Consider the following 5,310-nt stretch of genomic DNA (forward strand, 5'->3'; position numbering starts at 1 on the left):
ACCCGCACCCGGCGAGCCCGAGGGCCGCCACCGTCACCAGACCGACGCCCCGCCGCATCCGCGCCATGGCCACCCGGCACCTCCCCGTGTCGTCGGCGGCAGCCTACCGACCGGCGGTCACCCGTGGGTCACGGAAGCGCGGGCGCGACGCCGCCGGCCAGCCAGGCGTCCAGCAGGGGGCGCAGCGGGCGGCCGGCGACCCGCTCGGCGTACCCGACGAAATCGGTGGTGCTGGCGACGCCGCCGCGCCGCTCCTCGGTCCAGCCACTGAGGAGGCGGAAGAACGTCTCGTCGCCGACGGTCCGGCGCAGCGCGTGCACCGCGAGGGCACCCCGCTGGTAGACCCCGTCGCCGAACATCGCCGCCCGGCCGGGATCGACCGCCGGCTGGGACCAGTCGGTGACGGCGTGCCGCAGCTCGAAGGCACGCTGCGCGGTCCGGCCGCCGTCGTGCTCCGCCCACAGCCACTCCGCGTACGTGGCGAAGCCCTCGTTGAGCCAGATGTCCTGCCAGCTCGCCACCGAGACGCTGTTGCCGAACCACTGGTGGGCCAGCTCGTGGACCACCACCGACGGGTTGGGCCGGCCGCTTGAGAAGAAGCCCGGCCCGTAGACCGGACGGGACTGGGTCTCCAACGCGTACCCGATCCGGCTGTCGGTCACCACGATGCCGCCGTAGGAGTCGAACGGGTACGGCCCGAACCGGCTGGCGAGGAAGTCGGCTATCTCGCCGGTACGGGCCAGCGAGGCCGCCTCGGGGCCGGTCGCCGGCAGGGCGGCCGGCACCGCCGTCACCATCGGCCGGCCGCCGTGCGTGCTGGTCTCGACCCGGTAGTCGCCGATCACCAGGGTGGTCAGGTAGCTGGCCATCGGCGCGCGCTCGGCCCACCGCCAGGTGGTCCAGCCGCCGGTGCTGCTCCGCTCCCCCGGTACCCCGTTGCTCAGCGCGGCCAGCCCGTCGGGGACCGTCACCTCGACGTCGTAGGTGGCCTTGTCGGACGGGTGGTCGTTGACCGGGAACCAGGTGGCCGCCGACTCGGGCTGGCCGAGCACGATCGCCCCGTCGGCGGTGTGCAGGAACCCGCCGCTGCCCAGCTCGCCGTCGGGCACGGCGGTCGGCACCCCGGCGTAGTCGACCTCGACGCTGAACCCGGTGCCGCGGGGCAGCCCCCGCGACGGCGTGATGATCAGCTCGCTGCCGTCGCGGCGGTGCCGGGCCGCCGCCCCGGAGACGGTCACCCGCGAGACGTCCAGCCCGATCAGGTCCAGGTTGAACCGGGAGAGGGCGGCGGTGGCGGTCGCGGTGACGGTGGCCCGGCCGGTCAACCGGTCGGTCGCCGGGTCGTACCGCACCCGCAGCCGGTAGCCGGAGACGTCGTAGCCGCCGTTGCCACGACCCGGGACGTACGGGTCACCGGCGTCGGCGGCGCCGGGCCGGAACTCGCTGCGGTCCTCGTGGTCGGACGTGCAACCGGCGCTCGCCAGGGCCGTCGCCGCCACGACGGCGGCGAGCAGGGCCTTGGACCGGATACGACGCACCGGCCGAGCCTAATCGGCGCGACCGGTGCGTCGGGGTGGTTTTGTCCGGGTCAGCGGTCCAGGACCAGGCCGACCTTCTGGAACTCCTTGAGGTCGCGGTAGCCGCACTTGGCCATCGCGCGGCGCAGCCCGCCGAAGAGGTTGAGCTGGCCGTCCGGCTCGTCGGCCGGGCCGAAGAGCAGCTGTTCCATCGAGCCCAGCGGCTCGCCGGCGATCTCGAACGCACCGCGCGGCAGCGACGGGTGGCTGGCGGCCGAGTGCCACCAGGCGCCACCGGCCGGCGCCTCCTCGCAGAGCGAGAGCGCCTCGCCGAGCATCACCGCGTCCGCGCCGCAACCCAGCGCCTTGGCGATGTCGCCGGAGGTCTGGATGTCGCCGTCGGCGATCAGGTGCACGTACCGGCCGCCGGTCTCGTCCAGGTAGTCGCGGCGGGCCGCGGCGGCGTCGGCGATCGCGGTCGCCATCGGCACCCGGATGCCCAGCACCGACTCGGTGGTCGACCAGTCGTCGCCGCCGATACCGACGATCACGCCGGCCGCGCCCGTCCGCATCAGGTGCAGCGCCGTCTTGTAGTCGGTGCACCCGCCCACCACGACCGGCAGGTCGAGGTCGGCGATGAACTCCTTGAGGTTCAGCGGCTCGTCGGTGGTCGAGACGTGCTCGGCCGAGACGATGGTGCCCTGGATGACCAGTATGTCGACGCCGGCGTCGAGGATCACCGGGGCCAGCGCCAGGGTGTGCTGCGGGGAGACCCGGACGGCCACCGTGCCGCCGCCGGCGCGCAGCTCGCGCACCCGCTCGGCGATCAGGTCGGGACGGATCGGCTCGGAGTAGACCTCCTGGAGCCGCTTGGTCGCCCGGGCGTCCTCGCCGAGGCCGGCCAGCTCCTCCAGGACCTTGGTCGGGTTCTCGTACCGGGTCCACAGGCCCTCGACGTTGAGCACGCCGAGCCCACCGAGCTGGCCGAGCCGGACGGCGGTGGCCGGGCTCATCGTCGCGTCCGACGGGTGCCCGACGCAGGGAATGCCGAACTGGTACGCGTCGAGCTGCCAGCTGGTGGAGACGTCGTCGACGTCCCGGGTCCGGCGGCTCGGCACGATGGCGATGTCGTCCAGGTGGTAGCCGCGCTGCGCGGTCTTGCCCAGCCCGATCTCGACCACGTCACGCATGGGGACTCCAGGTGGTTGGGGGTGATGGTCAGCGGGAGTGGTAGTTGGGCGCCTCGACGGTCATCTGGATGTCGTGCGGGTGGCTCTCCTTGAGCCCGGCCGCCGTGATCCGGATGAGCTGGCCGCGGCGGTGCAGCTCGGGGATGCTCTCCGCGCCGACGTACCCCATCGCGGCGCGCAGCCCACCGATGAGCTGGTGGGCGACCGCGGAGAGCGGCCCCCGGTAGGGAACCTGGCCCTCGACGCCCTCGGGGACGAGCTTGTCCTCGGCGAGCACGTCCTGCTGGAAGTAGCGGTCCTTGGAGTAGGACTTGCCCTGGCCGCGGGACTGCATCGCGCCGAGCGAGCCCATCCCCCGGTACGCCTTGTACTGCTTGCCGTTGATGAAGATCAGCTCGCCGGGGCTCTCCTCGCAGCCGGCCAGCAGGCTGCCGAGCATCACCGTGTCGGCGCCGGCGACCAGCGCCTTGGCGATGTCCCCGGAGTACTGGATGCCGCCGTCGCCGATCACCGGCACACCGGCCGGGCGGGCGGCCCGCGCGGCCTCCATGATCGCGGTGATCTGCGGTACGCCCACCCCGGCGACGATCCGGGTGGTGCAGATCGCGCCCGGGCCGACCCCCACCTTGACGCCGTCGGCGCCCGCGTCGACCAGCGCCTTCGCCCCGGCGTACGTGGCGATGTTGCCGCCGACGATGTCGATGCCGACGTCCTTCTTGAGCTGGCGGACCATGTCCAGCACCGCCCGCTGGTGACCGTGCGCGGTGTCCACGATGATCACGTCGACGCCGGCGTCCACCAGCGTCCGGGCCCGCTTGTACGCGTCGTCGCCCACGCCGACCGCCGCGGCGACCCGGAGCCGGCCCGCCTCGTCCTTGGTGGCGTTCGGGTACTGCTCGCTCTTGGTGAAGTCCTTGACGGTGATCAGCCCGCGCAGCCGGCCCGAGTCGTCCACGATCGGCAGCTTCTCCACCTTGTGCCGGCGGAGCAGGTCGAGGGCGTCGTCCTTGCTCACCCCGACCGGAGCGGTGATCAGCGGGGTGCGGGTCATGATCTCGTGGACCGGGGTCTCCGGCGCGGAGACGAACCGCATGTCCCGGTTGGTGACGATGCCGACCAGCTGCCCGTCGCCGTCGACCACCGGTACGCCGGAGATGCGGTAGCGGCCGCAGAGCTCGTCGACCTCGCGGAGGGTGTCGTCCGGGCTGGCGGTCACCGGGTTGGTGATCATGCCGGACTCGGAGCGCTTGACCAGGTCGACCTGGAGCGCCTGGTCCTCCAGCGAGAGGTTGCGGTGCAGCACCCCGATGCCGCCCTGGCGGGCCATGGCGATCGCCATCCGCGCCTCGGTGACCGTGTCCATCGCGCTGGACAGCAGCGGCACGGTCAGCTCGATGTTGCGGGTGAGCCGGGTGCGGGTGTTGACCCGGCTGGGTACCACGTCCGACTCGCCCGGCTGGAGCAGCACGTCGTCGAAGGTCAGACCGAGCGGCACCACCCGTGCCGAGCCGGCCGGCAGCTCCGGCAGGTGACCACCCGGCTCGCCGTTGCCGACGCCGCCGGGAAGATCAGTGCTGGGCGAATTCTCCACGATTGCTCTCCTGAGCTGCTCGGACGGGCTTCAGCGAGGTGGCGCGCGCGGGCACCGGCGCACGCCGGGATGACGGCGCGTCGTTTCATCGTACCCATTGAGCTGGGCCGGCCCCGGCGGTGCCGGCGCGGGTCGGCGAGGCCACAGGGGTGGCCGGGGGGACGCGTCCGGCGAGCGTTGGGACTACGGTGAGGGGGTGCACGACGAGCCCATCGACCCGTTCAACGGCGACCCGGCCGATCCGGCTGCTGGGCTGCACGATCCGCGTGAGGACGACCCGCTCGACCCGCTGACCGAGGTCGAGCGCCAGGACGTCCTGGAGGATCTGGCCGACCTGGAGATCTACCAGGCCCTGCTGTCGCCGATCGGGGTGCGCGGGCTGGTGATCGAGTGCGAGGACTGCCGCGAGCCGCACTACTTCGACTGGGACCTGCTCCGGGGCAATCTGCGCCACCTGCTCAGCTCCGGCCGGCCGCGGGTGCACGAGCCGGCCTACGACCCCGACCCCGACCACTACGTCACCTGGGACTACGCCCGCGGCTACGCCGACGGGGTGCACGACACGCTGACCGAGGCGGCCGAGGAGGAGTCCCCCTCCGACGACTGAGCCCGGACGACTGGGCCCGACCGCGGGCAGCCGGCTCAGGCGACCAGGCCGGCGCGGAAACCGGCGGCCACCGCGTGCGCGCGGTCCCGGGCGCCGAGCTTGCGGAACAGCCGTCGGGCGTGCGTCTTGACGGTGTCCTCCGAGACGAACAGCTCCCGCCCGATCTCGGCGTTGCTCTTCCCCTCGGCCATCCCGAGCAGCACCTGGAGTTCCCCGCTCGGTCAGTCCGACGGCCCGCGCCGCCTGCGCGCGCGGCCGGCGCCCGCCCGCCGGGCGGGCCATCGCCGGGTACGCGGAGTACAGCGCCGGCAACACCGGCGGCTGGCACTTCACCTCCCTGCTCTACTCCCACGGCACCGAGGCGATCGAGGTTTCGGAGGAGTGCGCGCCGTACGACAAGGACAG

General features: G+C 73.1%; 4 protein-coding genes and 1 pseudogene. 1 reads left to right on the top strand and 4 read right to left on the bottom strand.

Going from position 1 to position 5,310, the window contains the following annotated elements:
• Nucleotides 1-128: 128 nt before the first annotated feature.
• From JNW89_RS26720 to guaB, 3 genes are read right to left on the bottom strand one after another with little or no spacing between them, the layout of a single operon-like run.
• Complete coding sequence (locus JNW89_RS26720) at nucleotides 129-1,538, bottom strand: M1 family metallopeptidase (protein WP_375155146.1); 1,410 nt, start codon at nucleotides 1,536-1,538, stop codon at nucleotides 129-131.
• A gap of 50 nt (nucleotides 1,539-1,588) precedes the next feature.
• Nucleotides 1,589-2,707 (bottom strand): GuaB3 family IMP dehydrogenase-related protein, encoded by a 1,119-nt coding sequence (locus JNW89_RS26725; protein WP_238451094.1) that lies wholly within the window; start codon nucleotides 2,705-2,707, stop codon nucleotides 1,589-1,591.
• 28 nt (nucleotides 2,708-2,735) lie between these two features.
• The gene (gene guaB / locus JNW89_RS26730; RefSeq protein WP_238451096.1) at nucleotides 2,736-4,298 is read right to left on the bottom strand and encodes an IMP dehydrogenase; all 1,563 of its coding nucleotides are present in this window, start codon (nucleotides 4,296-4,298) and stop codon (nucleotides 2,736-2,738) included.
• 196 nt (nucleotides 4,299-4,494) lie between these two features.
• On the opposite strand from guaB, the gene JNW89_RS26735 reads away from it, so the two are divergent.
• The gene (locus tag JNW89_RS26735) at nucleotides 4,495-4,905 is read left to right on the top strand and encodes a DUF5319 domain-containing protein (RefSeq protein ID WP_154941884.1); all 411 of its coding nucleotides are present in this window, start codon (nucleotides 4,495-4,497) and stop codon (nucleotides 4,903-4,905) included.
• Nucleotides 4,906-4,940: 35 nt separating this feature from the next.
• Here the strand turns inward: JNW89_RS26735 and JNW89_RS26740 are convergent.
• A pseudogene (locus JNW89_RS26740) lies at nucleotides 4,941-5,193 on the bottom strand (response regulator transcription factor); the annotation flags it as partial.
• Nucleotides 5,194-5,310 lie beyond the last annotated feature (117 nt).

The organism is Micromonospora sp. 4G55, assembly GCF_016803375.1.

Coding starts and splice junctions, on each gene's coding strand:
- JNW89_RS26725 (WP_238451094.1), bottom strand. CDS start 2,707: ATGCGTGACGTGGTCGAGATCGGGCTGGGCAAGACCGCGCAGCGCGGC.